Origin of the sequence: Comamonas kerstersii, from assembly GCF_002056725.1 — a bacterium.
GTDB classification, from domain to species: domain Bacteria; phylum Pseudomonadota; class Gammaproteobacteria; order Burkholderiales; family Burkholderiaceae_C; genus Comamonas; species Comamonas kerstersii.
Map to the genome: position 1 here is coordinate 1,950,509 of NZ_CP020121.1, position 25,157 is coordinate 1,975,665.

The 25,157-nt window shown below is 58.8% G+C and carries 29 protein-coding genes; 12 read left to right on the forward strand and 17 right to left on the reverse strand.

The genetic code is table 11. The annotated features are described in order from the left end of the window. Positions 1 to 56: 56 nt before the first annotated feature. The 4 genes from B5M06_RS09095 to B5M06_RS09110 all read right to left on the reverse strand — a co-directional run bounded on the left by B5M06_RS09095 (position 57) and on the right by B5M06_RS09110 (position 2,860). On the reverse strand, positions 57 to 377 hold the full coding sequence (locus B5M06_RS09095; protein WP_054065591.1) for a BON domain-containing protein: 321 nt from the start codon (positions 375 to 377) through the stop codon (positions 57 to 59). Positions 378 to 478: 101 nt separating this feature from the next. Next, positions 479 to 925, reverse strand: a complete 447-nt coding sequence (locus B5M06_RS09100) for a hypothetical protein (RefSeq protein ID WP_240183900.1) — start codon at positions 923 to 925, stop codon at positions 479 to 481. A gap of 55 nt (positions 926 to 980) precedes the next feature. Beyond that, positions 981 to 1,148, reverse strand: coding sequence for a DUF1328 domain-containing protein (locus B5M06_RS09105; RefSeq protein WP_077344400.1), 168 nt, complete (start codon positions 1,146 to 1,148; stop codon positions 981 to 983). A gap of 320 nt (positions 1,149 to 1,468) precedes the next feature. Next, positions 1,469 to 2,860: a CHASE3 domain-containing protein gene (locus tag B5M06_RS09110; RefSeq protein ID WP_054065592.1), complete on the reverse strand. Its 1,392-nt coding sequence runs from the start codon at positions 2,858 to 2,860 to the stop codon at positions 1,469 to 1,471. Positions 2,861 to 3,003: 143 nt separating this feature from the next. Between B5M06_RS09110 and B5M06_RS09115 the strand changes: the two genes are divergently transcribed. After that, positions 3,004 to 3,636: a response regulator gene (locus B5M06_RS09115; RefSeq protein ID WP_054065593.1), complete on the forward strand. Its 633-nt coding sequence runs from the start codon at positions 3,004 to 3,006 to the stop codon at positions 3,634 to 3,636. A 55-nt stretch (positions 3,637 to 3,691) separates the two neighbouring features. Here the strand turns inward: B5M06_RS09115 and B5M06_RS09120 are convergent, their stop codons facing one another. The 4 genes from B5M06_RS09120 to gpmA all read right to left on the reverse strand — a co-directional run bounded on the left by B5M06_RS09120 (position 3,692) and on the right by gpmA (position 7,346). Beyond that, the gene (locus tag B5M06_RS09120) at positions 3,692 to 4,060 is read right to left on the reverse strand and encodes a response regulator (RefSeq protein WP_054065594.1); all 369 of its coding nucleotides are present in this window, start codon (positions 4,058 to 4,060) and stop codon (positions 3,692 to 3,694) included. A gap of 88 nt (positions 4,061 to 4,148) precedes the next feature. Continuing rightward, positions 4,149 to 4,916, reverse strand: coding sequence for a HesA/MoeB/ThiF family protein (locus B5M06_RS09125; RefSeq protein ID WP_054065643.1), 768 nt, complete (start codon positions 4,914 to 4,916; stop codon positions 4,149 to 4,151). Between the two features lie 140 nt (positions 4,917 to 5,056). Beyond that, positions 5,057 to 6,499 (reverse strand): S41 family peptidase, encoded by a 1,443-nt coding sequence (locus B5M06_RS09130; RefSeq protein ID WP_054065595.1) that lies wholly within the window; start codon positions 6,497 to 6,499, stop codon positions 5,057 to 5,059. A gap of 103 nt (positions 6,500 to 6,602) precedes the next feature. Further along, positions 6,603 to 7,346, reverse strand: a complete 744-nt coding sequence (gene gpmA, locus B5M06_RS09135; RefSeq protein ID WP_054065596.1) for a 2,3-diphosphoglycerate-dependent phosphoglycerate mutase — start codon at positions 7,344 to 7,346, stop codon at positions 6,603 to 6,605. A gap of 142 nt (positions 7,347 to 7,488) precedes the next feature. Here gpmA and B5M06_RS09140 point away from each other — a divergent pair, with 142 nt between their 5' ends. The 4 genes from B5M06_RS09140 (at position 7,489) to B5M06_RS09155 (ending at position 9,950) form a co-directional block, all read left to right on the forward strand. Then, the gene (locus B5M06_RS09140; protein ID WP_054065597.1) at positions 7,489 to 7,896 is read left to right on the forward strand and encodes a rhodanese-like domain-containing protein; all 408 of its coding nucleotides are present in this window, start codon (positions 7,489 to 7,491) and stop codon (positions 7,894 to 7,896) included. A 94-nt stretch (positions 7,897 to 7,990) separates the two neighbouring features. Continuing rightward, positions 7,991 to 8,248: a glutaredoxin 3 gene (grxC, locus tag B5M06_RS09145; protein WP_054065644.1), complete on the forward strand. Its 258-nt coding sequence runs from the start codon at positions 7,991 to 7,993 to the stop codon at positions 8,246 to 8,248. 121 nt (positions 8,249 to 8,369) lie between these two features. Next, a complete protein-coding gene (gene secB / locus B5M06_RS09150; protein WP_054065598.1) occupies positions 8,370 to 8,825 on the forward strand; it encodes a protein-export chaperone SecB in 456 nt (151 codons plus the stop codon). A gap of 108 nt (positions 8,826 to 8,933) precedes the next feature. Further along, a complete protein-coding gene (locus B5M06_RS09155; protein WP_054065599.1) occupies positions 8,934 to 9,950 on the forward strand; it encodes an NAD(P)H-dependent glycerol-3-phosphate dehydrogenase in 1,017 nt (338 codons plus the stop codon). A gap of 140 nt (positions 9,951 to 10,090) precedes the next feature. Here B5M06_RS09155 and lysA read toward each other — a convergent pair whose 3' ends face one another. Together lysA and B5M06_RS17435 are read right to left on the reverse strand one after the other, a co-directional pair. Further along, positions 10,091 to 11,338 carry a diaminopimelate decarboxylase gene (gene lysA / locus B5M06_RS09160; protein ID WP_054065600.1) on the reverse strand — a complete coding sequence of 416 codons (1,248 nt, stop codon included), beginning with the start codon at positions 11,336 to 11,338 and terminating at the stop codon, positions 10,091 to 10,093. Positions 11,339 to 11,503: 165 nt separating this feature from the next. Beyond that, positions 11,504 to 11,815 (reverse strand): acyl-CoA dehydrogenase family protein, encoded by a 312-nt coding sequence (locus tag B5M06_RS17435; protein WP_054065601.1) that lies wholly within the window; start codon positions 11,813 to 11,815, stop codon positions 11,504 to 11,506. Between B5M06_RS17435 and B5M06_RS17440 the strand changes: the two genes are divergently transcribed. The 3 genes from B5M06_RS17440 to B5M06_RS09175 all read left to right on the forward strand — a co-directional run bounded on the left by B5M06_RS17440 (position 11,804) and on the right by B5M06_RS09175 (position 13,673). Continuing rightward, on the forward strand, positions 11,804 to 12,247 hold the full coding sequence (locus B5M06_RS17440) for a type 2 periplasmic-binding domain-containing protein (protein ID WP_240183901.1): 444 nt from the start codon (positions 11,804 to 11,806) through the stop codon (positions 12,245 to 12,247). The two genes, B5M06_RS17435 and B5M06_RS17440, sit on opposite strands and share 12 nt — an antisense overlap. A 141-nt stretch (positions 12,248 to 12,388) precedes the next feature. Continuing rightward, positions 12,389 to 13,306 carry a LysR family transcriptional regulator gene (locus tag B5M06_RS09170; protein WP_174566359.1) on the forward strand — a complete coding sequence of 306 codons (918 nt, stop codon included), beginning with the start codon at positions 12,389 to 12,391 and terminating at the stop codon, positions 13,304 to 13,306. Then, the gene (locus B5M06_RS09175) at positions 13,296 to 13,673 is read left to right on the forward strand and encodes a hypothetical protein (protein ID WP_054065603.1); all 378 of its coding nucleotides are present in this window, start codon (positions 13,296 to 13,298) and stop codon (positions 13,671 to 13,673) included. The genes B5M06_RS09170 and B5M06_RS09175 overlap by 11 nt, the downstream gene beginning before the upstream one ends. Here B5M06_RS09175 and B5M06_RS09180 read toward each other — a convergent pair. After that, complete coding sequence (locus tag B5M06_RS09180) at positions 13,670 to 14,326, reverse strand: tRNA-uridine aminocarboxypropyltransferase (protein WP_054065604.1); 657 nt, start codon at positions 14,324 to 14,326, stop codon at positions 13,670 to 13,672. The genes B5M06_RS09175 and B5M06_RS09180 overlap by 4 nt on opposite strands. 623 nt (positions 14,327 to 14,949) lie before the next feature. Here B5M06_RS09180 and B5M06_RS09185 point away from each other — a divergent pair. Both B5M06_RS09185 and aspT read left to right on the forward strand, forming a co-directional pair. Next, positions 14,950 to 17,676 (forward strand): aminotransferase class I/II-fold pyridoxal phosphate-dependent enzyme, encoded by a 2,727-nt coding sequence (locus B5M06_RS09185; RefSeq protein WP_054065605.1) that lies wholly within the window; start codon positions 14,950 to 14,952, stop codon positions 17,674 to 17,676. 72 nt (positions 17,677 to 17,748) lie between these two features. After that, positions 17,749 to 19,446 carry an aspartate-alanine antiporter gene (gene aspT / locus B5M06_RS09190; protein WP_420809967.1) on the forward strand — a complete coding sequence of 566 codons (1,698 nt, stop codon included), beginning with the start codon at positions 17,749 to 17,751 and terminating at the stop codon, positions 19,444 to 19,446. 50 nt (positions 19,447 to 19,496) lie between these two features. Here aspT and B5M06_RS09195 read toward each other — a convergent pair whose 3' ends face one another. The 3 genes from B5M06_RS09195 to B5M06_RS09205 all read right to left on the reverse strand — a co-directional run bounded on the left by B5M06_RS09195 (position 19,497) and on the right by B5M06_RS09205 (position 21,123). Then, positions 19,497 to 19,856: a 5-carboxymethyl-2-hydroxymuconate Delta-isomerase gene (locus B5M06_RS09195; protein ID WP_054065606.1), complete on the reverse strand. Its 360-nt coding sequence runs from the start codon at positions 19,854 to 19,856 to the stop codon at positions 19,497 to 19,499. A gap of 72 nt (positions 19,857 to 19,928) precedes the next feature. Continuing rightward, positions 19,929 to 20,774: a segregation and condensation protein A gene (locus B5M06_RS09200; protein ID WP_240184052.1), complete on the reverse strand. Its 846-nt coding sequence runs from the start codon at positions 20,772 to 20,774 to the stop codon at positions 19,929 to 19,931. Between the two features lie 145 nt (positions 20,775 to 20,919). After that, the gene (locus B5M06_RS09205) at positions 20,920 to 21,123 is read right to left on the reverse strand and encodes a DUF3460 family protein (protein ID WP_054065608.1); all 204 of its coding nucleotides are present in this window, start codon (positions 21,121 to 21,123) and stop codon (positions 20,920 to 20,922) included. 48 nt (positions 21,124 to 21,171) lie between these two features. Between B5M06_RS09205 and bamE the strand changes: the two genes are divergently transcribed. Then, positions 21,172 to 21,675 (forward strand): outer membrane protein assembly factor BamE domain-containing protein, encoded by a 504-nt coding sequence (gene bamE / locus B5M06_RS09210; RefSeq protein ID WP_054065609.1) that lies wholly within the window; start codon positions 21,172 to 21,174, stop codon positions 21,673 to 21,675. A 219-nt stretch (positions 21,676 to 21,894) separates the two neighbouring features. Next, positions 21,895 to 22,560, forward strand: coding sequence for a YitT family protein (locus tag B5M06_RS09215; RefSeq protein WP_417034283.1), 666 nt, complete (start codon positions 21,895 to 21,897; stop codon positions 22,558 to 22,560). Positions 22,561 to 22,673: 113 nt separating this feature from the next. Here B5M06_RS09215 and soxZ read toward each other — a convergent pair whose 3' ends face one another. Genes soxZ through B5M06_RS09230 form a run of 3 tightly spaced genes read right to left on the reverse strand, consistent with a single transcriptional unit; the run spans position 22,674 to position 24,881 of the window. Then, positions 22,674 to 23,003, reverse strand: a complete 330-nt coding sequence (soxZ, locus tag B5M06_RS09220) for a thiosulfate oxidation carrier complex protein SoxZ (RefSeq protein WP_054065647.1) — start codon at positions 23,001 to 23,003, stop codon at positions 22,674 to 22,676. Between the two features lie 21 nt (positions 23,004 to 23,024). Further along, positions 23,025 to 23,528 (reverse strand): thiosulfate oxidation carrier protein SoxY, encoded by a 504-nt coding sequence (locus B5M06_RS09225; RefSeq protein ID WP_054065611.1) that lies wholly within the window; start codon positions 23,526 to 23,528, stop codon positions 23,025 to 23,027. Between the two features lie 6 nt (positions 23,529 to 23,534). Continuing rightward, positions 23,535 to 24,881, reverse strand: a complete 1,347-nt coding sequence (locus B5M06_RS09230) for an FAD-dependent oxidoreductase (RefSeq protein WP_054065612.1) — start codon at positions 24,879 to 24,881, stop codon at positions 23,535 to 23,537. Between the last annotated feature and the right edge of the window lie 276 nt (positions 24,882 to 25,157).

Sequence of the window (25,157 nt, forward strand, 5' to 3'; positions counted from 1 at the left end):
CCAGACCACGGGACGGCTGTCTGTTGCCAGACAGCATTCCCGTGATCCGCCTGACCTCAGGGGCGAACCACAATATTGTTGCGCACCGAAGTTACGCCATTGACGCTGCGTGCAATGGCACCAGCACGGTCTTTTTCAGCCTGGCTCTTGGCAAAGCCAGACAGCTGCACGGTGCCCTTCATGGTTTCTACAGAGATGGCGGTGGCCGCAACCGTCTTGTCTTCGGCGAACTTGGCCTTGACAGCAGCAGTGATGCCAGCATCGTCTACATAAGAGCCTACGGACTGCTGATCACGGAACACGGAGCAGCCAGTGGCACCGATGATGGTGGCACCCACCAGAGTGGCAAATGCGATGGCACGTGTAGTTTTCTTCATAGACGTCCTTTGAATTCAGAGGAAGGTTGGGTGCGCAATGATGGGTCCCTTGGCATGCGCACCATGAGTGCCACGGGCTGAAAAAATGGAGAGAAGCTCGTTCAGCGGCGGCGGCCAAGCATCATCAAGGCCGCTGCCGTGACGGCAGCCCCTACGGCGGCAGCCATGATCAGCGCTTTGCCGGGCCGCTCGACCATGTAATGCGTGGTGGTCTCGGCTGCTTCCAGCATGCGGCGGCGGGCCTTGTCAGAACTGTCTGCACAGAAGGCAATGCTGCGGCTGCAGAAGTCCTGTGCCCGGGTTGCCAGCTGTTCAATCGCAGGGGCCAGCTCTTTTTCCACAGCCTGCAGGTCTTCCTGGGCTTTGTTCCGTGCACTGCTGGCCGCTTTTCGTGTGCTCTTGATGGCTTCCTGTGCCATGTCTTCGGCGTCATCCGCCATCGCTTTGGCTTGGGATGCGGCGTCTTGCGCAGCATCCTGCAGGCTGTCCTGTATGTCATCGACGGCTTCTGCAATGGTTTTCTTGCTGTGTTTGGAGGTGCTGCTCATAGTTTTCATCTTTCAATGTGTCAACAATGCGTCGCGGTGAGCTATGAGCTCGGACCTAGCCTTTTTTCTTGAGCAGGCCCAGAACAAAGGTGACGATCGCCATGACCACGAAGACGAAAAACAGAATCTTCGCAATACCCATGGCACCAGAGGCAATGCCACCAAACCCGAATACGGCAGCAATCAATGCAATCACGAGAAATACGAGGGCGTAATGCAGCATGTTGTCTCCTTGGTATTTGTTTCAGTTTGTACTCACTTTGTTTTTAAGCTTTTATACATAAGCAATCGAAGTTCGATGTGCTCAATGTAGTGCGGCAGAAAAACTGTGAATGCCAGATGTGGCTAGGGGCTGGTGTCAGCATATGACTGGGCGGCCATGTGCTAGCAGGACTACATGTGCCGCTTTTGCTGGTGGCGCAGGCAGGCGCAGCGCATGCATGTGTCATGTCGACAAATGCTGGTTTGAAAATAAAAAAGCCCTATGCAGAATGGCTGCAAAGGGCTTTGGCGCTATTGCGCTGTTCTTGCGGTTAAGGCCCGTCAGGAAGGCTGTACGGCCTTGTCCTGGGTGCTTGGCTGGTTGTCGCTGTGCTGTGCTGCCGTCGGGATGATGGCCGAGACCGTCGTGCCTTCGCCAACCGTAGATTGAATGGTCAGGCGGCCGCCTGCAGCCTCTACGCGGTGGCGCATGCCAGCCAGTCCATGCGAATTGGGGCGGATGCTGGAGGTGTCGAAACCGCGCCCATTGTCTGCAATCTGTACTGCGACATAGGTGGGGTAGTTGTGTACGGAGACGTGGACGGTTGTGGCTTTGGCATATTTGCCGATATTGGTCAGCGCTTCCTGTACCAGGCGGTAGATGGTCAGCTCTGTGGCTTCGCCCAGTTCCACGGGCTCCAGATGGGCTTCCAGCGTCAGACCGCTGCGCGTGGAAAACTCGCTGGTCAGAATTTCCAGTGCAGTGGACAGCCCCAGATTCGCCAGGGACGAGGGGCGCAGGTCTTCCACGATCCGGCGCTTGAGTGCAATACCGCTGTTGAGCGTTTCCGTCAGGTGCTTGACGCGGTCGGCCGCTTCCGGGTTGTTCATGTCGATCTTGGACTTCAGGCGTGCCACATCGAGCTTGGCAGCAGTCAGCAGTGCACCCAGTTCGTCATGCAGCTCCCGTGCGAGGTGGCCGCGTTCATCTTCTCGCACCTGCTGCAAGTGAGTCGCCAGCTCGGTCAGCGTAGCTGTGCGCTCACGCACCAGCTGCTCCAGGCGTGAACGCTCTTCGGACTGCAGCGCCTGCTCACGGCGGTGCAGACGTGCCACCAGCTTGTTCTGGCGCAGGTACAGGTAGAAGGCAAACAAGCCGATCAGGGTGATACTTGTCACGCCAATATGCGCCCAGAGCAGGGAAGTCTTGATGCTTTGCTCGTACTGCTGCACATCGCTGGCCATCATGGCATCGAGCTGGCGTGCCAGGGAGCGGATGCCGTTCATGTCCTTGTTGCCCATATCGGTGAACATGACGAACTTCAGTGCATCTGCATTGCCTTCTTCAAAGAGCTTGAGGCTCAGATCCATCTCGGCCGTTTTGCGCTGAATGGTCTGGGCCAGAGGAATGAACAGCGCCAGCTTCTGGGGGGTGTTGTCCACCTGCTGACGGATGACTTCCAGTGACTGGTGAATATGCGAGATGGCATTGCTGTAAGGCTGCAGGTACTGGGCATCATGCGTGAGTAGATAGCCGCGCAAGCCTGTCTCGGCATCCAGCATGTCCCGCAGCAGCGTGCTGGTCTCAGTGCGAGTGTCGTATGTATACGTCAACTCCGACAGCGATTTGCTGGTCTGCTGATACCCATACTGACTGGTGCCAATCATGAGGCCTGCCGCTAATATGGCCAGTGGCATGCCAATTGCCAGGTGTCGGAATTTTCTCCAGTTCACTTCAAATCCTCCAATTGCGCGCCAGTGTGGGCCAGATATTGCTCATAATCAAGATGAATCGGGATTTGCTTCTATGGTGCACTGAATGATTTCGGTGAAATATGGCAAGCGAGTATCCACTCCTTTAACTAAAAGAGGCATCGATGATCAAAGTAGGTATTGTGGATGACCACGCTATTGTGCGTTCAGGTCTGCGCCAGTATTTGTCGGAACACGTGGATCTGCGCGTGGTTGGTGAAGCCAGTAACGGGCGGGAAGCCATCGATCTGGTTCGACAGCAGGATATTGACGTGCTGGTGATGGATCTGTCCATGCCCGGTCAAAGTGGTCTGGATGCCTTGGCCATGCTGCGGGCCAAGGCCCCGGACATGGGCATTCTGATTCTGAGTGGATATCCCGAAGAGCATTACGCCATCAACCTGATTCGCCAGGGTGCCAGCGGCTATCTGAACAAGGAATGCGAGCCCAAGGAAATCGCTGAAGCGATCCGCACCATCGCACTGGGTCGCCGCTATCTGACGCCTACAGTGGCTGACTTGCTGGCCCAGCAGCTCAACCGCAAGGACGATGTGCCGCCGCACGAGCAGCTGTCTGAGCGTGAGTTCCAGGTGTTCCTGAAGCTGGCCAAGGGTGAGACAGCGGGAGAGATTGCCAAGTCCCTGTCGCTGAGCGTCAAGACGGTGAGCACATACCGCACCCGTCTGATGGAGAAGATGGGCCTTTCCTCCAACAGCGATCTGACCTACTACGCCTTGAAAAATCGTTTGATTGACTGATGTGCCGCCCGGCCTTGCCACATAAAAAAAAGCTGACCCAGTGGTCAGCTTTTTTTTATGTCATTTCCATGCAGAAATCGAGCAGGGCATCAATCTCGTTCGACTTGTCAAAGACGGCATCAACGCCCAGTTCACGGCATCGATGGCGCACGTCAACCGTTGCATAGTTGCTCAGCACGATGACTTTCTGCTCGGTGCTACGGCCCTGGCAGGCTGCCACGACACCCAGACCACTGCCCTGGCGCAGAAACAGGTCAACCACGGCCAGATCCCATTGATTGTGAGGATTGGTCAGCCAGGCCGTGCCCTCTGCTTCGGTTTCTGCGAAACCCACTGGTTCGATATCGGCCAGCTCAAGCAGGGTGTCGATGAGGTTTTCGCGAATTGTGGGGTTGTCTTCCACAAAGAAAGTTTTAAGTTTCACGGTTTAGCAAAGGCCAGCAGAGAGTGGAGTATTTTTGGGCAGAAAGTCATTGTGCATAGATCAGAGGGTGGGTAATGTAGTCCTACTCCTACTTGTGTAAATGCATTGAATGGGTATTGCATACCAGACAGTCAGAATTCCGGCTGGTTTTCATGACTGACCATTCCATGCTTTTACCATCCAGCATAAGCAACTTTCCTGCAAGCGAATTACCGATGTTGGCAATAATCTTTAAAGATTCAGCAGCTTGCATGCAGCCAATGATGCCGACCAGCGGTGCAAAAACGCCCATGGTGGAGCATTGCACTTCTTCAAAGCTTTCGTCCGGGGAAAACAGACAGGCGTAGCACGGAGAGGTGGTTTGACGGGGGTCAAACACCGTAATCTGGCCATCAAAACGAATGATCGCACCGGCCACCAGCGGTACGCGGTGCCTGACGCAGGTAGCATTGACCGCCTGACGGGTCTGGTAGTTGTCGCAGCAGTCCAGCACCACCGTGGCCTGGGCGACCAGCTGGTCCAGCAGCTCGGGCGTGGCGCGTTCCTGGATGCAGCGCACCTGCACATCAGGATTGATGGCGTGCATGGCCTGCGCAGCTGACTGCACCTTGGGCTGGCCGACACGATCCGTGGTGTGGGCAATCTGGCGCTGCAGGTTGGTCATGTCCACCTGGTCGTGGTCCACGATGGTGATTTGCCCCACTCCAGAGGCCGCCAGATACAGCGCGGCAGGCGAGCCCAGGCCGCCAGCGCCGATGATGAGTACATGTGCATCGAGGATAGCCTGCTGGCCTTCGATGCCGACTTCATCGAGCAGGATGTGACGCGAATAGCGCAGGAGTTGATCGTCGTTCACGGTGTTCTCCAAAGCAAAAAGCCGGGCATCCAGGGCCCGGCTGCTATTAGATAAATAGCTTTTAGCGCTTGTATTTGCTTGATTTCAGAATGCTTTTATCTTGAAGGTCAATCCATGCAAGCGCTAGCTGCTATCAATATTTAGTCTTCGTCCTTTTTCTCTTCAGGACGCTCGCTCAGTGTCTTGCTGACCTTCACGGGCAGGCCCTTGAGATGGTTCAGTGCCTGTTGCAGCTGGAAGTCCTTGTCCGAGCCAAACTCGGGCAGACGGCGCTCGGAAACCGGCTTCTTCGCATCTTCTTCCAGACGCTTGCGTGCTTCTTCGCGCAGCTTTTCGCGGGCCGCTACGGCTTCCGCTTCGGCCTTGGGGTCGCCATTGCCGATGTGCTTGTCCAGATCGGACTCGCGCATGCGCAGGGCGGCGTAGACATCGCCTTCCGCGGTTTCATCCACCATGATGTCGGGCACGATGCCTTTGGCCTGGATGGACTTGCCGCTAGGGGTGTAGTACAGGGCTGTGGTCAGCTTCAGGCCGGTATCTGGGCCCAGCGGACGCACGGTCTGCACCGAGCCCTTGCCAAACGACTGACTGCCCATGATAGTGGCGCGTTTGTGGTCCTGCAGAGCGCCCGCCACGATTTCGCTGGCAGAGGCCGAGCCTTCATTGACCAGCACGACCACGGGCACATCCTTGAGGGCTGTGGGCAGGCGCTTGAGCGGGTCACTGCCACGGCGTGCGTAGTACTCCGGCGAAGCCTTGAATACGGCCTTGCTTTCTTCCAGCTGGCCATCGGTGCTCACCACAGTGACGTCGGAAGGCAGGAAAGCCGCAGAGATGGCCACGGCAGCGTCCAGCAGTCCACCGGGGTCATTACGCAGGTCCAGCACAATACCCTTGATATGGGGGTCTTCCTTGTAGATGTCTTCGATCTTGCGCACGAAGTCATCCACGGTGCGTTCCTGGAACTGGCTCAGGCGCACCCAGGCGTAGCCAGGCTCGACCAGCTTGCCCTTGACGGACTGGGTCTTGATTTCTTCACGCGTGATGGTGACGGGGAAGGTGCGGCTTTCGTCCTTGCGGAAGATGGTCAGCTCCACCTTGGTGTTGGGCTCGCCACGCATGCGCTTGACGGCTTCGTTCAGGGACAGACCCTTGACGGCCGTGGTGTCGATCTTGGTGATCAGGTCGCCGCTCTTGAGGCCAGCCTTGTCGGCAGGCGAGCCTTCGATGGGGGAGACGATCTTGATCAGACCATCTTCCTGAGTAATTTCAATGCCCACGCCGACGAAGCGGCCGGTGGTGCCTTCACGGAATTCCTTGAAGGCCTTCTTGTCGAAGTATTGAGAGTGGGGGTCGAGGCTGGACACCATGCCGGAGATGGCATCGGTGATCAGCTTCTTGTCGTCCACAGGCTCCACATAATCAGACTTGATGATGTTGAAGACGGCGGACAGCTGCTGAATCTCTTCCAGCGGCAGAGGCGTCATGCCGCCGCGTGCGACGGTTTGCAGTGACACCGTGGTTAATGCCCCTGCGAGCACGCCCAGCGAGACCCATCCAGCGATTTTGAGTTTTTGGCTCATAGAGACTTTACTTTTATACCAGCGTCACAAATATACACGTGGCAGTTGCTGCGGGGATGGGACGTCGCCCCAACCACCCGCAGGCATGTAGGGTGTTACAAAATCAGGCTTTGCCCTGGGCCGCTACGGCAGCGGCAGCCTTGGCGGCAGCTTCGGCATCACCCAGGTAGTAGTGGCGGATGGGCTTGAGGTTTTCGTCCAGCTCATACACCAGTGGAATACCGTTGGGGATGTTCACGCCCACGATAGCGTCATCTGCGATGTTGTCCAGATACTTGACCAGCGCACGGATGGAATTGCCGTGGGCGGCGATCACAATGCGCTTGCCGGACTGGATCTGGGGGGCCAGGGTTTCGGTCCAGAAAGGCACGACGCGGGCCACGGTGTCCTTCAGGCATTCGGTCAGTGGAATCTGCTCGGGCTGCAGATCGGCGTAGCGGCGGTCACCGCGTTCGCTGCGTGGGTCGGTGGCTTCCAGTGCTGGAGGAGGAACGTCATAGCTGCGGCGCCAGACCAGCACCTGCTCGTCACCGTACTGCTTGGCCATGTCGGCCTTGTTCAGGCCCTGCAGGCCGCCGTAGTGGCGCTCATTCAGGCGCCAGCTCTTGTTGACGGGCAGCCAGGTGCTGTCCATCTCGTCCAGTGCCAGCCACAGGGTACGGATGGCGCGCTTGAGCACCGAGGTGTAGGCTACGTCAAACTCGTAACCTTCGGCCTTGAGCAGCTGGCCTGCCTTCTTGGCCTGGGCGATGCCGGTGTCGGTCAGGTCCACATCGGTCCAGCCGGTAAAGCGGTTTTCAAGGTTCCAGGTGGACTCACCGTGGCGGATCAGCACGAGCTTGTACATGGCTTCTTTCTGAGCAAAAACACAAATGGGAAAAGGCTAAAGCTCGCTATTTTAGGCTGTGGCTTTTCGTGCTGTTAAGGGTATTGCAAGGGGCGATGCCTGTGCCTCTAGAATTGCATGCTTTGCTTACCCAAGGACTGTCGTGAGTTTCATTGTTCAAAACTGGTATCTGATTTTGCTGGCCGTGGTGTCGGGCGGCCTGTTGCTGGTGCCTGCGCTGAAGGGCGCTGCCAGTGGCTCTTTGCAACCCAACGATGCGGTCATCAAGATCAATCGTGAAAAAGCCGTGGTGGTGGACGTACGCGAGCCTGAAGAGTACGTCAAGGGCCACATCACCAATGCCAAGAACATTCCGCTGTCGCAGCTCGATGAGCGTCTGCCGCAGGTGGCCAAGAACAAGGCACTGCCTGTGATTCTGGTGTGCGAAAGCGGTGCGCGTGCCGTGCGTGCGCAGCAGCAGGTGCGCAAGCTGGGCTATGAAAAGGCCGAAGCACTGGCCGGTGGCATGAAGGCCTGGCGCGCAGCCAGCCTGCCTGTGACAAAGGCTTAAGACAGCTGGGTTGCTCCAACTGTCCTACCATTAAGGGGTCTAAGAGGCCCCTTTTTTGTGGGCGCTGTTTTTGCAAAAGAAAAGGATGACTTCCATGCAAGCCGTGAAGATGTACACCACCGCCGTCTGCCCCTACTGCGTGCGCGCCAAGCAGGTGCTCAAGTCCAAGGGTGTGGAGCAGATTGAAGAAATCCGCATCGACAGCGATCCCGCAGCACGTGCACACATGATGGAGATCACAGGCCGCCGCACCGTGCCCCAGATCTTTATTGGCGACACCCACGTGGGTGGCTGCGATGATCTGATCGCACTGGATGCCAAGGGCGAGCTGCTGCCCCTGCTCAACGCCTGATCTGTTGGTGCAGGTCTTTAGCCTGCATAATGTTTGCTGAAGTGCCCGCTGCTGCAGCTTTGCACAGTGGGCCTTTTTATGAATGCACGCTTTGCATCCAAGCGAAAGAAAGACCGAGACCATGTCCGAACAAGCAACCCCTGTTTTCCAAATCCAACGTGTGTACCTGAAGGACGTATCGCTGGAGCAGCCCAATTCGCCCGCCATCCTGCTGCAGCAGGAGCAGCCCAATGTGGACATTCAACTGGGCGTGGAAGCCACTCCCGTGGCCGAAGGCATTTTTGAAGTGGCTGTGACTGCCACCGTGCAGACCAAGATTCAGGACAAGACCCTGTTCCTGGTGGAAGCCAAGCAGGCTGGCATCTTCGAAATCCGCAACATCCCCGAAGAGCAGATGGGTGGCGTGATTGGCGTGGCTTGCCCCCAGATCATCTATCCCTACCTGCGTGGCAACGTGGCTGACATCGTGACCCGCGCTGGTTTTCCTCCTGTGCACTTGGCCGAAATCAACTTCCAGGCCATGTACGAGCAGCAGAACGCCGCTGCCGCTGCACAGGCTGAAGGTTCGGTGCAGTAAGCTGTTATCTGGCGGTGCCCGGTGCATGCTACAAAAGAGGTCCCTTTGCAGGGGCCTTTTTTTATGCCTTTTTAGCCTCTAAGGCTTGATAGATAAGCGCTAGTAGCTATGAATTTGATTGTGATTGGTGCCGGTGCCTGGGGCACGGCCCTGGCCATTGCGGCGGCACGCCATGCTGCAGGCCATCAAGTGAGCCTATGGGCACGCAATGCGCAGCAGGTGCAGGAGATGCAGGCAGCGCGCAACAATGCCCGCTATCTGCCGCACATGCCCTTTCCCGAGCGGCTGCAGGTCAGCGCCGCACCGCTGGCCGAGGCGGTGCAGGGCATGGATCTCATCATTGTTGCCACGCCCATGTCTGCGCTGCGCAGCACGCTGCAGACGCTGGCCGAGGCACAGGTCAGCGCACCCGTGGCCTGGCTGTGCAAGGGCTTTGAAGCGGTGGCAGCAGGCAGCAGCGGCGTGGGCCTGATGCCGCATGAAGTCTGTGCCCAGGTAGCGCCTGGTTTGCTGGCCGGTGCCTTGAGTGGCCCCAGCTTTGCGCAGGAAGTGGCGCGTGCGCAGCCCACCTGTCTGGTCGCAGCGAGCGCACATGCGGTGGTGCGCCAGGCCTTGCTGGATGGTTTTCATCACGGCGCATTGCGCGTCTATGCCAATGAGGACATCGTGGGCGTGGAAGTGGGCGGCGCGGTCAAGAACGTGATGGCAATTGCCGCAGGTCTGTGCGATGGTCTGGAGCTGGGCCTGAACGCCCGTGCCGCGCTGCTCACGCGCGGTCTGGCGGAGATGACGCGGCTGGGTGTGGCACTGGGGGCCAAGGCGGAAACCTTTATGGGCCTGTCCGGACTGGGCGACTTGATGCTCACTGCCACGGGCGATCTCTCGCGCAACCGCAAAGTGGGCCTGCTGCTGGCGCAGGGCATGACGCTGGCGCAGGCCGTAGATTCGCTGGGCCATGTGGCTGAAGGCGTCTACAGCGCCCGCACCGTGGTGCAGCGCGCGCAGGCCGTGGGCGTGGAGATGCCGATTGCCGCGACCGTGGTCGATCTGCTGGACGGCAAACTCACACCCCAGGACGCGGTGCAGCGCCTGATGGGGCGCGACCCCAAAAACGAAAAGCTATAAAAAGCAAAGCTGCCAGCGCTGGATAAACAAGGGTTTCAGATAAAAATCATTCTGAAGTCCTTATGAAGCAAGCGCTAGCAGCTATCAAAACAAAAGGGAGCCTTTCGGCTCCCTTGTTGCATGCACAGCACGGATGGGCTTTACAGGCTCAGCTCCAGTGCCAGCAGCTCTTCCACGGTCTGGCGGCGGCGGATCAGCTGCACCTTGTCGCCATCGACCAGCACTTCCGCGGCCAGTGGGCGTGTGTTGTAGTTGCTGGACATGGACGAGCCATAGGCGCCGGTGTTGTGGATCACCAGCAGGTCACCCACCTGTGCATCGCCCAGCGCGCGGGGCAGTACCACGCCGCCGTCACCCTGCGTGAACACGTCGCCGGATTCGCACAGCGGGCCAGCGACCACGCTGTCCTTGGCGGCTGGCAGCACGCCCACGCCACGGCGCTGGATGTGCATGCCGTGGTAGCTGCCGTACATGCTGGGGCGCATCAGTTCGTTAAAGCCCGTGTCGACCAGGATGAAGTGGTTGCTGCCCGCGCTCTTGGTGGCGCGCACGGTGCCCAGCAGCACGCCGGACTCTGCCACCAGGAAACGGCCGGGCTCCAGCTCCAGGCCCAGCTTGTGGCCCACAATGGCCTCGGCCTGCTTGCGTGCCTCGTTCCACAGGCCGAAGTAGTGCTCGGTGTCGATGCGGGCGTCACCTTCCTTATAAGGAATGGACAGACCGCCACCCGCAGAGATAGCCAGCAGATCGTGGCCATGGTCCTTGGTGCGCTTGACCAAAGACACCATGGCACCGCACACCTCCTGCAGGTGGGCGTAGTCCACGCCAGAGCCAATGTGCATGTGCAGGCCCGCCAGGTGCAGGCCGTGCTGGGCAATGGCGTCCAGTGCGGCGTTCAGGTCGGTGTGCCAGATGCCGTGCTTGCTGTGCTCGCCGCCGGTGTTGGTCTTGTTGCTATGGCCGTGACCGAATCCGGGGTTGATACGCAGCCACACGCTGTGGCCCTTGGACACAGCACCCAGCTGGTGCAGCATGTCGATGGAACCAGCGTTCACGGGCACCTTGTGCTCCACCACGGTAGCCAGGGTGGCTTCGTCCATCACATCGGCGGTGAAGACGATGTCCGAAGGCTCGCCACCGGCCACATAGCCTGCTGCCACGGCACGCAGGATTTCACCGCGCGAGACCGCGTCCACTTTCACGCCCTGCTCACGCATGAGCTTGAGGATGTGGATGTTGGAGCAGGCCTTCTGTGCAAAGCGGATGGTGTCAAAAGCCTTGAGCTGGGCGATGCGCTCGCGGATGACAGCAGCGTCATAGACCCACAGCGGGGTGCCGAACTCGTCGGCCAGGTTCCACAGTTGTTCAGGGGAGAAGGAGCAGGACATGGCTTTACAAATCTCATAGCTGCCAGCGCAGGATGGACAAGCGCTGGCAGCAGTTATGGTGAATCACTGCCCGGATCTTCACGGTTTTGATGCATGCAGTCCAATGCTTGTTTTTCTATTTGTTATTCATTTCTGATATGAATCAGGCCAGAAACTCTGCGGCCATCAGTTGTAGTTCGCGCCGGAAGGTACCTGTCCATACACGGCCCACTGGCCCAGCACCTGCAGCTTGTAGTCCAGCGGATCGTGCAGCGTGTGCGTGCGTGCATTGCGCCAGAAACGGTCAAAGCCCAGATCGGCATGGGTGCCGCGTGCGCCGACCACGTCAAAGATTTCCTGGGTCGTGAACAGGCTGGTGCGGTGGGCGATGACTTTGGCCTCAAACACGGCAATCGCCACTTCGGCACGGTCTTCGGCGGTGAGTGCCTCACCCTTGAGCCAGGCTTTTTGCAGCAGATTGGCCGCGTGGTCGGCCATCAGGCTGGCGGCAATGTCGATGCCTGGGTGGTCTGGGATCCGTACTTTGCGATTGCCCAGCAGCGCTATGGCGCACGGGCGCTGGTGGACACCATCACCCAGCCGAGCCTGGCCTCCTCGTCCTACTACATGGCCAACCGCGACTTTGCCCAGAAGCAGGGGGCGCTGCTGGCGGAAATCCTGAAGACCCTGCAGCAGACCACACACTGGGCCAGCGCCAACCGGGATGAGCTGGTGCAGCTTGCTTCGCAGGACACGGGCCTGGACCCCGAGGTGTGGCGCACAGCCTATGGTCGTGCCAATCTGGACCTGCAGCCCATCAGCACTGCGCATGTGGCCCAACAGCAGCAGCTGGCAGACAGCTTTCATGCCCTGGGCATCATTCCCAGAAAGCTGCAGGTGCAGGAGATCGTCTGGAACTGGCAGGCTTGAGCGGTTAGTTTAAAAAAGAGAGCTGCCAGCGCTTATGTATCAAGCGCTGGAAGCATTTTTTATATGAAATGCTTGCGCAAGAGTCTTGTGCAGGATTCCGCCTCTGAAGCCGTCGCTTCTGGCTATGCTTGCACCATGCCCATGCGAAATCTCCCGCCCAACCCTGAGCGCATCAGTCATCGTCATATCGAAGTGTTCCGTGCCCTGATGCTTGCGGGCAGCGCAACCGGCGCGGCGCAGATGCTGTTTACCTCGCAGCCCACCATCAGCCGTGAACTGGCGCGGCTGGAGCAGCTGCTGGGCTATGACCTGTTCGAGCGGGTGCAGGGGCGGCTCAAACCCACGGCGCGCGCCCTGCGTCTGTGGGATGAGGTGCAGCGCAGCTGGGATGGGCTGGACCGCGTGGTCGAGCACGCCATGGCGCTGGGTCAGCCGCACCAGGCCAGCATCAGCGTGCTGTGCATGCCAGCGCTCAGCCACGCGCTGCTGCCCGGTGCGCTGGCGCGCATGCAGCGCACGCATGGCGAGGTGGCAGTGAGCGTGGCCACGCAGGATGGCCCGCTGTTGCAGGAGTGGATGAGCGCCCAGCGCTTTGATCTGGGGCTGACCGAAAGCGGTGACACACCGCCGGGCACGCGCATGGTTCACCTGCCTGCCATGGACGAAGTGGCCGTGCTGCCTGCCAGCCATCCACTGGCGGCCAGAGAGCGGCTGAGTGCGCGTGATTTTGAGGGCCAGCCCTTTATCAGCCTGGCGCGGGATGATCCGTACCGCCTCAAGATCGATTCCGTGTTTGCACGCGCTGGTGTACAGCGCAAGATGCTGCTGGAGACGCTGAGTGCAGTGGCTGTGTGCGCCATGGTGCGCCATGGTCTGGGGGTGGCCATCGTCAACCCGCTGACGGCCAGAGCTTGCGTGGACGCTGACATGATCCTCAGACCTTTGGACTTTTCGATTCCTTTTCAAGTCCATATGCTGCTGCCCATGCACCGGCCAGCTGTGCCTGAAGTGGACTGGCTGATGGATGCACTCGAACAGGAGGCGCAGCATGTACTTTGAGTTTGCCGATTCCGAAGTGGCCCAATGCATCTGGGAAGAAGGTCGCCTGCAGCTGCGCTTTGCCGCAGCCAGACTGCGGGATGCGCAGGACCCGCGTGCCGATGCCGTCTGGGCCCCCTTGCTGCTCCAGGCTGAGAACGTGGAACCATGGGAAACCGTAGAGCCTGCAGCTTGCATGGGGCGCCTGAACCGCGGGGTGGTGCTGCATGCCAGCCAGCGCATCCAGCAGCTGCCTGTGCCCTGTGAGCTGCTGTGCGTGGTCACCATGGAGCTGGAGTTTGCCCAGGGGGCAGTGCTGCGTCTGCGCTGTGACAGTCTGTCGCTGCATCCTGTACAGGGTGTGGTGACTGCGGCTTACCAGTGCTAGTCAGCGTGCGCAGGCAAGTGTTGCAGTCGCTGGTGCAGCTGCATGGCTTGCTCAAAACTGCACATCAGCTGCTGCATGGGGTGGCTGTCTGCTTGCCAGCCATGCAATTGCGCAAGCGCCAGGGCGGCGGCTTCAAAGCTCGATAGCTGCCCCGGTGCGTGTGCCTTGCGTATGGCATAGCGACCGGCTGGCACATCCAGCAGTGACAGACGTGGCAGCTGCTGCAGCCCAGGGTTCTGATACAGCATCTTGCGGCTTTTGCGCCAGGTGCCATCAATCACCACCAGCCGCAAAGTCTCTGGCTGAGTGAGCCAATGGGCAGGCAGCTCCGGCGGTTGCACCACGGGCAGCTGTGGGTCGGGCGGCGTAGGCGGGTAGAGCAGGATGGCGCGCACCTGCGCATTGCTGGCCTGCTCCGGCCATGGGGCATGCAGCAGTGCCTGCAGGGTATCGGCATCAAATACCTCGCCCACTTCCAGCCTGTTGCCAGGCAGGCACAGATGCAGCAGCCGCGCCGTGTTTTTGGCGTGGCCTGCCTCCATGGGGTGCTGCAGCACCAGCAGCTGCACACGGCTGTGCACGGGCTGCACACAGCTGCACAGACAGGCGCTGGCAGGGCGCAGGCAGTGTGGGCACAGAGGGCGTGAAGTCATAAAACAGTAGCTTTTGGCGCAGATGTATCAAGGCTTTGCAGCGGACAAGAAATCAAGAGCGCAATGCGGCGAAAAACAAATGGCTTTGTTGCATTTTTGCAAAACAGGCATTGTGCACAGAGCCTCACGCCCGTCAGCCAACAGCGCGAAATGACCGGGTTACCCATGGATGTGGCATCCATCCAGATATTGCAGGATCAGGCAGAACTGTTTGCCCAAAGCGCCTGTCCCTGCTCAAAGCACTGCAGATTGCGTAAAGCGCCCGTTCACTTGGTGACTTGTCCGCAGCAAGGCTTTGGCTGAACTGCGGACAAGGTGCTGATGTCCAGGTTCTGGCCTTCATGCACGCAATCCCTAGGCATGGCTGTGCCAGATCTCCCTGCACAAGCGGGTGTCTGCATGCACGTTTCAAGTTGGTCCTTGTACGTCATTGGATGACAGAGGGTGGTAGTCGCCGCCTGCATGTTTGTGCGAAATGGGTGAGCGATGCGAGGTGTCAGTCTTGGGCACGATGGGATGTTCACGCTGCTGCTTCCAGCCTTGAGGAAGTCTTGGTATTGGGGCAGTGCGGACATTTTCAGTTTCCACACCGACCTTCCTCTCCCCTCGAAAGCAGTTCCCTTATGAGCACGTCCAGAGAAGACAGCCGCATGTTTATTGACCAGATTTTTGCCGTTAGTGGTTTGCGCGCAGACCATTGGCGGGAGTTGCTGGCTATTGCACGGAGGTGGCAGACAGGCAAGGCAGAGGGACAGGACGTCAAAAACGCGTTGACCCTGCTGCGCGCCGTGGAAACCCTGCATGCATACCCAGGCCCACAGCTGATGACTGCGCTGGAAGGCTATCTGGATGCTGGGCAGAAAGAGGCATTTGTGGCGCTGGCCAGCCGGATTTCGTTTTCCATCGTGGCCAACTATTACAAGGAAGACGCGCGCGAGTGGGAGGTCAACCCAGATCTGTCACAGGCCAGGGCAGAGTTGCCGGGGGCGGCCCAGCATGGCCCACATCGCCCGTATTTTGAGGTGCTGATTGTGGCCCCAGCAGACAGCCCCCGTGTGGCACGCAACGTGCAGCTGCTGCGTGCCCAGCGGCGCGATCAGGACGAGTTCATCTACGAGCCCGTGGTGGTGGGCAGTTTTCAGGATGCTTTCAGTGCGATTGCGAGCAACAGCAATATCAACGCCGTGGTGATATTTGAAGGCATTGGCTTCAAGAGCCACTACCCTGTGCCACAGCTCGATCGCATGATGCGTGAGCTGGGCGTGGTGGAGCAGATCGATGATGAACACCTGAGTCTGCAGTTGGCTGCCGCCATCAACGAGCACCGGCCGGAGCTGGACATTTATCTGATGTCGGACCGCCAGCCGCAGGACATTGCCAGCGACCCACGCTCTACCCATGTGCGCCGTGTGCTGTATGCGGTGGAAGAGCCGATTGAGCTGCACCTGTCCATTCTGGAAGGCATTCGCCAGCGCTACGAAACCCCGTTTTTTGACAATCTGCAGCGTTATGCGCAGCGGCCCATCAGCACCTTCCATGCGCTGCCTATTGCGCGAGGCAAATCGGTCTTCAAGTCTGACTGGATCCAGGATATGGCCGAGTTTTATGGCCGTAATCTGTTTCTGGCAGAGTCGTCTGCCACCACGGGGGGGCTGGACAGCCTGCTCGAGCCCAAGGGCAATATCAAGCATGCACAGGACAAGGCCGCGCGCGCCTTCGGGGCTGATCACTGCTTTTTTGTGACCAATGGCACCAGCACCTCCAACAAGATGGTGCTGATGGCGATTGCCAAGCCGGGCGACATCATTGTGGTGGACCGCAACTGTCACAAGTCCCACCACTATGGTGCGGTGCTGGGGGGCTTGCAGCCGTACTACGTCGAGGCCTATCCCATGAAGGCCTATTCCATGTACGGGGCCGTGCCGCTGCGCCATATCAAGCAGGCCCTGCTGTCACTCAAGGCCCAAGGCAAGCTCGACCGTGTGCGAGCGGTGGACCTGACGAACTGCACGTTTGATGGTCATGTCTACAACACTCGCCGTGTCATGGAAGAGTGTCTGGCCATCAAGCCGGATCTGGTGTTTCTGTGGGATGAGGCCTGGTTTGGCTTTGCCCACTGGTCACCTTTTCTGCGCCCTCGTACGGCCATGGGCGGAGCGGCCAGTATTGAAAAATGGCTCAAGACGCCAGAGGCACTGGCTGCCTATGAAGCACAGCAGGCCCAGCTGGGGACGAACCCTTCCACGGAGACTTTGCTGAATACCCGCCTGGTGCCAGACCCACGCCAGGTGCGACTGCGTGTGTACCAGACCAACTCCACGCACAAGTCCATGTCAGCCATTCGCCAGGGCTCCATGGTGCTGGTCAAGGATGTGGACTTTGAGTCGATTGAGCCGCAGCTGCACGAAGCCATCTTTACCCATGCCACTACCAGCCCTAACCAGCAGCTGATTGCCTCGCTGGATCTGGCACGCCGTCAGATGGAGCTGGAAGGCTATGGGCTGGTCAATAACGCGATTCAGGTGGCACTGGATATTCGCTACCAGATCAACCATCACCCGCTGATTTCCAAGTACTTCCATGTGCTGGGCGCAGATGAAATGATCCCTGCGGAGTTTCGCGCCAGCGGCTTCAAGGATTTTCTGGAGCCTGGCACGGTATGGAGCGATGCGGTGGTTGCCTTGCGTGATGATGAGTTCTTCCTCGACCCCACACGTATCACCCTGGTGTGTGGCACAGCGGGCTTTGATGGCACCCAGTTCAAGGGCATTTTGGCCGACCGCTTCGGGGTACAGCTGAACAAGACCTCGCGCAATTCGGTGCTGCTGCAGTCCAATATCAACAACACCCGCAGCGATGTGGCGCAGCTCATCCACGTGCTGCTGGAGCTGGCGACCGAGATTGAAACCCATCTGGAGCACGCCAGTGATGCTGAACGTCAGCGCTTTGCAGCACGTGTGGACAGCCTGATGCGTGATGTGCCGGAGCTGCCTAACTTCAGCCATTTCCATGCTGCGTTCCGCAGCGATGTGGGTGGGCAGCCTGCCGTGGAAGGCGACATCCGCCGTGCCTTCTTCCTGAGCTGGGAGCCTTCCAATATCGAATATGTGCCGCTGAACAGCGAGGAGTGTGACCACCGTCTCAAGGAGGGGCCGCCCATGGTCTCTGCCAAGCTGGTCATTCCCTATCCACCGGGCTTCCCGATTCTGGTGCCGGGGCAGGTGATCGCGGCAGACACCATTTCCTTCATGCGCAAGCTGGATGTGCAGGAAGTCCATGGCTATGACGCCAGCCGAGGGCTGCAGGTGCTGCGTCTGGAGGACGCAGAAGCAGGTGGGGCCAAAGCTTAGTCACGCATTGACAGGGTCATGCCCCGACATGCTGTGGGCATGGCCGAGATCGCAATCTTGAGGGAGTCAGCCATGATGCATATGTGGCAATGGTTGGTGCAGACACTGCAAGCCCATCCGGAACTGGCAATTTTTCTGACCCTGGCCATGGGTTACTGGGTGGGCGCATTGAAGCTGGGTAGCTTCAGTCTGGGAGCGGTGACAGGCACTTTGCTTGCAGGGGTGCTGGTCGGGCAGCTGGACATTGAGATCTCCGCGCAGATCAAGTCCGTGTTCTTTGTCATGTTCCTGTTTGCCGTGGGCTTTGGTGTGGGCCCGCAGTTTGCGCGGGGCATTGCCAATGATGGAATACCACAGGCCATTTTTGCGGTGGTGATTTCCTGCCTGTGCTTGTTATCGGTCTATATCGCAGCCTATGTATCTGGCTATGGACCAGGACTGGCGGCAGGTTTGCTGGCAGGTGCGCAGACGATCTCGGCATCCATCGGCCTGGCGACCAATGCCATTGGCAAGCTGGATCTGACGCCCGATCAGGTGCAGCAACAGCTGGACCTGATTCCCGTGGCCTATGCCGTGACCTATCTGTTTGGTACCGTGGGCACTGGCTGGATCATTGCTTTTATCGGCCCGAAACTGCTTGGCGTGGATCTGGTGAAGGAGTGCAAGCGCTACGAGGCAGCCATGTCTGCGGGCAACGCGGAGGGTAATCTGCACACTGCATGGCAGCAGTACATCATCCGCGCTTTCCGGCTGGAAACGCCGGGCCTGATTGCCGGCAAGACCGTGGCTGAAGCTGAGGCCAATGCCAACGGGCGCCTGTTTCTGGAGAATCTGCGCCGTGACGGCAAGATCATTGCCTTTGATGAAAACACGGTGCTGCAGGTCGGCGACATCGTCGCCGTATCTGGCAAGCATGAGGCTCTGGTGGAATGGGCCTCGCGTGCGACAGAGGTTTCAGATGCCGAGTTGCTGAACATCCCCATCGAGGTGGTGGATGTCTATGTGGCCAGCAGCCGTGCCGATGGCAAGACGCTGATTGATCTGGCCAACAGCTCGGTGGCTCGGGGCATTTATGTCACCCGCATCCGCCGGGGCTCCATGGGGGTGGACATTCCCGTACTGGCTCAGACCAAGCTCAACCGCGGCGATATTGTCAGCATTCGTGGCACGCAAAAGCATGTGGATGCGATCACCGAAGAGTTTGGTTATGCCGACCGTCCCACCGATGTGACCAGCATGGTGCTGGTCGGGCTGGCGATTGCCATTGGAGGCTTGCTGGGCGCGATTGTGGTGCCGGTAGAGGGCGTGCCCATCACACTGTCTTCTTCAGGTGGTGCGCTGATTGCGGGACTGGTTGTGGGCTGGGTGCGTAGCTTTTTCCCCAAGATTGGGACCGTCCCCAGCTCCACCCTTTGGTTCATGAACTCCGTGGGACTGAACATCTTTATCGCCGTGGTAGGCATTACAGCGGGGCCGACCTTTATTGCGGGGCTGAAGCAGGTGGGGGCAGAAATCTTCCTGTGGGGGCTGTTTGCTACGGGCGTTCCCATGTTGCTGGCCCCGTTGATTGGCAAGTACATCTTCCGTTTTGACCCAGCCATCAACCTGGGCTGCTGTGGTGGTGCTCGCACCAGCACGGCTTCCGTGGCCATGGTGGCAGATGTGGCCAAGAGCAATGTACCCATGCTGGGCTATACCGTGCCTTATGCCGTCAGCAACACCTTGCTGACGCTGTGGGGCATGGTGATAGTGCTGATGCTCGGCAAGTAGGGCCAGCAATCGACAGCCTACCGTGAGCTGGATGGCTGGTGGTGGCTAGCTTACAGCTTGCCCTTGAAATAGCTGGGCTTGTCCATGTCCACAATGTCCACGCTCAGTTGCACATCCAGAGTAGGCTGTGCCGGAATCTGCGTCTTGAGCACAGCCGCAATGCGGTCCGAGAGTTCCTTTTTGACCTCGGCCGTGCGGCCTGCCATCAGGCGAAGTTCCACGTGTGCAAAGGCGCGGCCCGCGCTGTTCAGGCCAATGCGGTAGTTGCTCTGGCTGGCAATGCGGGTTTTGACGTCGGCCTCGTCGGTGACGGTGGGGTGATGGCAGACCGCCTGGTTCAGCGCATCCATCAGTGCGCCTTCGTTCACGCCTTGCAGGTTGCTGCTGTATTCCACGTACATATGGGGCATGGTGTATCTCCTCAAGGAAAAGCTTGATAGAGCACATTGTGCCTGAGTGGCAGTGTCTCAAAGGAGGCGGATTCAGTCCTGTTCGTACAGGGTGGCTTCGGCATCCAGTACGGGGCTGGTTTCAGCAGGACGGTAGGCCAGGCGCACGTAAATAGGTGCGTAGGCTTCGGCCTGGGTGATTTCAATCAGCGTTTCCTTGCCCAGCTCCAGCAGTGCGATAAAGGTTACGACCAGCACCGTGGCCCCTTTTTCGGGCTCAAAAATGTCTTCAAACGGTACAAAGCGTTTGCCCTGCAGCTGCTTGAGGATGTGGCTCATGTACTCGCGCACACTGAGCTCTTCGCGCGTGATGCGGTGGTGCTGCACCAGCTTGGCCCGCTTGAGAATGTCGCGCCAGGCAGAGCGCAGGTCCAGCGGGCTGACATCGGGAAAGCGCGGCTGCAGGCTTTGTTCGATATAGACCTGCGCCTTCAGAAAATCACGCCCGTACTGCGGCAGTTCATTGATCTGCTGCGCGGCGAGCTTCATTTTTTCGTATTCCAGCAGACGGCGCACCAGCTCAGCGCGCGGGTCTTCGGCTTCTTCCTCGCCTTCCTTTTTCTTGGGCGGCAGCAGCATGCGCGACTTGATCTCGATGAGCATGGCTGCCATCAGCAGATATTCCGCTGCCAGTTCCAGATTGCGGCTGCGGATTTCTTCCACATACTGCAGGTACTGCTGCGTCACCGCCACCATGGGGATGTCCAGGATGTTGAAGTTCTGCTTGCGGATCAGATACAGCAGCAAGTCCAGAGGGCCTTCAAAGGCCTCCAGAAAGACCTCCAGCGCATCGGGTGGGATGTAGAGGTCATTGGGCAGCTTGAACAGTGGTTCACCGTACAGGCGCGCCAGTGCTACCTGATCGACCACTTCGGGCATCAGGTTCGGGTCTTCCGAGGCTGCGGTATCTGGCAGCTTGGTGCTGGCGTTGTCGGTGGAACTTTCGCTCATGCGGCTTTAGAAAGAAGAGCGCCCAGCGCTTGATAGACAAGGGCTGGGCACTAAAAACACCAATAATGTGCCTTTAGTTATTGGTCTGGTACACGTAGGGCTTTTGGGGAACGTTGGCCTTGGCAGCTTGTGCCTGAGCCTCGTAGTTCACCTCCTTGTCCCACAGCAGAGAGCGGCCTGCAAGCTGCTGGGCTTCCAGCTCGGGCTTGGCCTGCTTGAGCTGGTTCAGAAAATCGGTGGTATCGGATGTGTAGTGGGGGCGAGCAAAAATGGACATGGACTGTTAACCTCTCAGGACTGAAGATTCTATCCCCCGACATTACTCATGCAGCTTTTTCACCGAATTACTGCGGCATGTGCTGCCGTAGCCACAACTTTGCTGGGGCTGGTGGCCTGTGATCAGCAGCGCATCAATGCCCTGGAAGAGGGGCTTTCCACGGAAGCCGATGTACGCAAGGCTTTTGGTGAACCGGAAACCATCTGGCCAGAGCCAGGTGGCGCACGCATTTTTGAGTATCCGCGCCAGCCCATGGGCCACCAGAACTACATGATCACCATTGGCCCGGATGGGGTGATGACAGCGCTGCGCCAGGTGGTTGCGCCCCATGTGTTTGAGCAGATCAAGCCCGGCATGACGCAGGAGCAGGTGCGCCGCATGCTGGGCAAGCCAGCGCAGCGCATGACCTACAACCTCAAGCAGGAAACGGACTGGGACTGGAACTGGATCGACCCACCGAACCAGGAGATGGAGTTCACGGTCACTTTTGGTGCCAGCGGTACGGTCAAGCACACGGCCAGCCGCTTTAAAAGGCCACAGGGCGACCGCTGATGTGGCTGGCCGCATACCTTGCGGCCAGGGGAACATGGTGTAATTGCTGCGTTGCAACAAGGTGTGTCAGCGCTTTTGCCAGGTGCTGCGTTGTGTGCAAGGCGCCCGTCATTCGTATGTGAGTGACTGTGGCACGTTGATTGCTAGAGCCTTTATTGCATAGATCCAGGCGGTGTGGCCACAAGCTGGCATCGCCCCAAACCGGTATTCGCCATGAGCATGAGCACCACCCCTTCCGAGTCTGAGCTAAGTTCTTCTGTTTCTTCTGCGCCCGCTTCTGCGGCCATGCCGGTGGTACGGCATGGCAAATACGAAGATGGTCAGGCCTTGTTTACAGGTTCCCTGTTTGTGGGCATCACCATGATGATGTTCAACCAGGCTGGCCTGCTCACCGGCAGTACCGCCGGTCTGGCCTTTGTGCTGCACTACGCCACGGGCTGGTCATTCGGCGCGATTTACTTTCTGATCAATCTGCCCTTTTACTGGTTTGCCTGGCAGCGCATTGGTAAAGAGTTCACCATCAAGACCTTTGCTTCGGTGGCCATGCTGTCGCTGATTACGGCATTTGGGCCGCATTTCATTCACATCGATTATCTGCACCCTGCCTTTGCCGCTGTGGCAGGCGGTCTGCTCATGGGCGCTGGCGTGCTGTTTCTGGCGCGACACAAGTCCAGCCTGGGCGGGGCGACCATTGTGTCGCTCTACCTGCAGGACAAGTACGGCCTGCGCGCAGGCAAGGTGCAGATGGTGATTGACTGCATCGTCGTGGCGCTGGCGCTGTGGATCGTGCCGTTGGACCGCGTGCTCTGGTCCATTCTCGCTGCTGTGGTGATGGGGGTGTTTCTGGCGGTGAGCCACCGCCCTGGGCGGTATAACGGTCGTTAAATTGATAGCTTTCAGCGCTTGCTGGATAAGCGTTAGATGCCAATTTGATGCATAAAAAAGCCCCGCAGGTGTTGTAGCTTGCGGGGCTTTGTTTTGGTTTTGATGTGCTGGGCTTAGCTGACCGTGATGGTCTTCTTGGCAACCAGCTTTTGCTCATGGTCGTCGACCCACAGCAGCTCCAGCTCACCGCTTTCGCGGGCCTTGAAGGTGAACTCAATGTAGGGGTTGGGCGAGATGGAGGTGCCCAGGTCCCAGACAAAGATGGGCTTGCCCGCCATCTTGGCCTCAAAGTGCTTGACGATGTGGCGGGGGCGGATCTGGCCGGTGGCCGGGTCGGTGCGAAGGCCTGTTTCCATCACATGCTCCATCTGTGCGCGTACGCGCAGGATGTCGCCAGCCTTGGGCTTTTCGTTGCTGACCCAGACGCGGGCAGGTTTGCTCATGCTGCTCATCACCACTCCTTCTTACATGCCGCAGCCGCTGGCGGCCACCGTCACCATTTGCTTGGCCTGCAGCACGGTGCCGCTTTTCATCCGTGCCAGCACATAGATGGTCTGTGACTGGCTCAGGCGAATGCGCACGGCCGCTTCCGCAGTACCTGTATCCGCAAAGAAATACATGCGGCACGACAGCGGCGTGGGGTTGAGCTCGGCCACCACGATCATCTCCTCGCACCAGTCCTGCTCGGTAATGGGCAGTGTGATCTTGGCCTTGACGGGGACAGCACCAGGGTTGTCCGCCAGCACGGGAATATCTACGTGCAGGCCTTCAGCCTGTGGTGTGGCCTTGCCAATGAAGTCTTCCCGCGTCTTTTTGAATTCCGCAGGGTTGGGGGCCAGAGGTCCTACCAGCGCAGGTTTGGCAGGGGCTTGTGCCAGCGCATGGGGCAGGGCCAATGCGGCACTTGCCGCCGCAGCGCCTGCCACCAGGCGGCGGCGTGTCAGGGGGTGAGAAGCTGCTGTGCTCATGTCGTGTTAGATGCCGAGGAAGTCGCTGAACTTGGTGTTAATCCAGGCAAAGTCTTCCTTGACCAGGTCGGGCGTGCGCACATCCATGTCGATCTGGGTCTGGTGGACGTGGCCGGTTGCGGGATCGATTTCGTACTCGAACTTTACCGAAATTTCTTCCTGTGGATCACCATTGACCATCATGTAGCACAGGTTGTCAGGCAGCAGCGGAGTGACCTCCTTGCCTGCGACACGCTGGGAAATATTGGTCGCGACGATTTTGCCAATGTAATTGGCGACGTGCCCGCTCTTGGGATAGTGGCCAAACTGGGGCGAAATGGCGCCCATCAGGTCACCCACAAAGTAGACGCTGTCATCGCTGTTGGCGGTGAAGTAGCGGTTGTTCATGTCAGCCCAGCCCGTAGGCTTGCCGGTCATGGGATCCTTGCCGATCAGATCGGCCCACCAGACCATGTCTGCGGCCTGGTGAGGAGGCATGAGGATGGCATCGTCAAAGTCAAACTCGCCAGCGGCAGTCTTGATCTTCTTCTTGAAGGGGTCCAGCTCCTGCACGCGTGCATTGGGCACGTGGGTGATGATGTCTGGGTACAGCTCTTCGAAGGCCTGCTTGTAGCCCATGCCGATGGGGGCGATCTTGGGCTTGGGGTCCAGAATCAGAATCTTGCCGGGGATGTTGTTCTTCTTGATGTGCCAGGCAATCAGGCAGGCGCGCTCGTAGGGCGAAGGAGGGCAGCGGTGGGGTGGTGGTGGCAGGGTCATCACCAGGGTGCCACCCTTGAAGTTCTTGACCTTGTTCTTGAGCGCCAGCATCTCCTGATTGGGGATGTAGGCGTTGGGGAAGTGGCGGCGTGTGTAGTCGATGGCCTTCTGGTCGTTGCCAAACCAGGCTTCGTAGTCGTTGCGGATACCGCCGGACAGGATCAGGTAGTCATACTCGATCAGGCCGTGGGCGGTGCGCACCAGCTTCTTGTCGCGCTCAAAGCCGTTGACCTCGGTTTGCAGCAGCTTGTAGCCGTATTTGTTGGCGGGGTGCAGCATGTCGTGGTTGACGAAATCGGTGTTCACGATGTCGATCAGCCACTTGTTGCTCATGGGGCCCGACCAGAACGTGGGGTTGCGCTCCAGCAGCACCACGTCGGAATGGGGGATCAGCTCGCGCAGGTAGCGTGCAGCCGTCAGGCCACCCCAGCCACCACCGCAGATCACAATGCGGGGGCCCTTGCCTTCACGGGGCAGGATGCGCGATTGGGGCGTCATGATGGTGGGGGCAGCCAGTGTGGCGATAGGGGCAGCCGCAGCAGCTGCACCCAGTGCCATGGCAGGGGGCGTCATCAGAAAATGGCGACGTTGCATGGTGGAAAACTCCTCCGAGTCGTAAATTCAAAACCGCAGGAGGAGCTGTGTGCTTCCCCGGCGGCGCTTCATCAAGACCAGCGCTGACCTGCTGCGCCACCACAGACTTGCGGTGGCATCAAGAGCAAAGGGAAGCGAACATGCAATGCCGCTGTGTGCAGGTCCCGCCAGACAGTGCGGAACCGAGCGACATATGTATGGCTTCTGCATGTGGCAGAAGCCACATCCCATGCACTCCAACAAACTCAAAAGGACGGGCTTGAGCGTTGAGGTGTG

What these genes read in the sequence shown, in the direction of transcription:
- B5M06_RS09095 (WP_054065591.1), bottom strand. Translation starts at nt 377, where the DNA reads ATGAAGAAAACTACACGTGCCATCGCATTTGCCACTCTGGTGGGTGCC.
- B5M06_RS09100 (WP_240183900.1), bottom strand. Translation starts at nt 925, where the DNA reads ATGAGCAGCACCTCCAAACACAGCAAGAAAACCATTGCAGAAGCCGTC.
- B5M06_RS09105 (WP_077344400.1), bottom strand. Translation starts at nt 1,148, where the DNA reads ATGCTGCATTACGCCCTCGTATTTCTCGTGATTGCATTGATTGCTGCC.
- B5M06_RS09115 (WP_054065593.1), top strand. Translation starts at nt 3,004, where the DNA reads ATGATCAAAGTAGGTATTGTGGATGACCACGCTATTGTGCGTTCAGGT.
- B5M06_RS09130 (WP_054065595.1), bottom strand. Translation starts at nt 6,499, where the DNA reads ATGAGCCAAAAACTCAAAATCGCTGGATGGGTCTCGCTGGGCGTGCTC.
- gpmA (WP_054065596.1), bottom strand. Translation starts at nt 7,346, where the DNA reads ATGTACAAGCTCGTGCTGATCCGCCACGGTGAGTCCACCTGGAACCTT.
- grxC (WP_054065644.1), top strand. Translation starts at nt 7,991, where the DNA reads ATGCAAGCCGTGAAGATGTACACCACCGCCGTCTGCCCCTACTGCGTG.
- secB (WP_054065598.1), top strand. Translation starts at nt 8,370, where the DNA reads ATGTCCGAACAAGCAACCCCTGTTTTCCAAATCCAACGTGTGTACCTG.
- B5M06_RS09155 (WP_054065599.1), top strand. Translation starts at nt 8,934, where the DNA reads ATGAATTTGATTGTGATTGGTGCCGGTGCCTGGGGCACGGCCCTGGCC.
- lysA (WP_054065600.1), bottom strand. Translation starts at nt 11,338, where the DNA reads ATGTCCTGCTCCTTCTCCCCTGAACAACTGTGGAACCTGGCCGACGAG.
- B5M06_RS17435 (WP_054065601.1), bottom strand. Translation starts at nt 11,815, where the DNA reads ATGGCCGACCACGCGGCCAATCTGCTGCAAAAAGCCTGGCTCAAGGGT.
- B5M06_RS09170 (WP_174566359.1), top strand. Translation starts at nt 12,389, where the DNA reads ATGCGAAATCTCCCGCCCAACCCTGAGCGCATCAGTCATCGTCATATC.
- B5M06_RS09175 (WP_054065603.1), top strand. Translation starts at nt 13,296, where the DNA reads ATGTACTTTGAGTTTGCCGATTCCGAAGTGGCCCAATGCATCTGGGAA.
- B5M06_RS09180 (WP_054065604.1), bottom strand. Translation starts at nt 14,326, where the DNA reads ATGACTTCACGCCCTCTGTGCCCACACTGCCTGCGCCCTGCCAGCGCC.
- B5M06_RS09185 (WP_054065605.1), top strand. Translation starts at nt 14,950, where the DNA reads ATGAGCACGTCCAGAGAAGACAGCCGCATGTTTATTGACCAGATTTTT.
- aspT (WP_420809967.1), top strand. Translation starts at nt 17,749, where the DNA reads ATGATGCATATGTGGCAATGGTTGGTGCAGACACTGCAAGCCCATCCG.
- B5M06_RS09195 (WP_054065606.1), bottom strand. Translation starts at nt 19,856, where the DNA reads ATGCCCCATATGTACGTGGAATACAGCAGCAACCTGCAAGGCGTGAAC.
- B5M06_RS09200 (WP_240184052.1), bottom strand. Translation starts at nt 20,774, where the DNA reads ATGCCCGAAGTGGTCGATCAGGTAGCACTGGCGCGCCTGTACGGTGAA.
- B5M06_RS09205 (WP_054065608.1), bottom strand. Translation starts at nt 21,123, where the DNA reads ATGTCCATTTTTGCTCGCCCCCACTACACATCCGATACCACCGATTTT.
- bamE (WP_054065609.1), top strand. Translation starts at nt 21,172, where the DNA reads ATGCAGCTTTTTCACCGAATTACTGCGGCATGTGCTGCCGTAGCCACA.
- B5M06_RS09215 (WP_417034283.1), top strand. Translation starts at nt 21,895, where the DNA reads ATGAGCACCACCCCTTCCGAGTCTGAGCTAAGTTCTTCTGTTTCTTCT.
- soxZ (WP_054065647.1), bottom strand. Translation starts at nt 23,003, where the DNA reads ATGAGCAAACCTGCCCGCGTCTGGGTCAGCAACGAAAAGCCCAAGGCT.
- B5M06_RS09225 (WP_054065611.1), bottom strand. Translation starts at nt 23,528, where the DNA reads ATGAGCACAGCAGCTTCTCACCCCCTGACACGCCGCCGCCTGGTGGCA.
- B5M06_RS09230 (WP_054065612.1), bottom strand. Translation starts at nt 24,881, where the DNA reads ATGCAACGTCGCCATTTTCTGATGACGCCCCCTGCCATGGCACTGGGT.